This window comes from Peribacillus sp. SIMBA_075 (assembly GCF_046534585.1).
In genome coordinates this window covers 1-240 of record NZ_JAWRYN010001491.1, presented here as the reverse complement: position 1 = coordinate 240, position 240 = coordinate 1, and the positions used below count along the sequence as shown (strand labels likewise).

1 pseudogene is annotated in these 240 nt (G+C 34.6%); it reads right to left on the bottom strand.

The features are described from left to right. Positions 1-206, bottom strand: a pseudogene (locus tag SB775_RS33365) (lytic polysaccharide monooxygenase); the annotation flags it as partial. Between the last annotated feature and the right edge of the window lie 34 nt (positions 207-240).

The window sequence follows — 240 nt, the reverse complement described above, 5'->3', positions numbered from 1 at the left end:
ATTATATTTCCACAATTTAAATTCAACGCTCCATAATTCTGACTACATAAAGCAGCACGACTGCTTGGCTTTTCAACAAATCCATGTGCATAAGCACTTTGAGGAATCATAGTAATAGCCGTCACCCCTGCGGCTAAAACACAAGCACCAATTCCTTTTTTACTTTTTCTTAATCTTTCAAATTTAGATGTAAATTTCAAATTCATTCTTGTCCCCCCAATATATTATTGCTATCGCTAA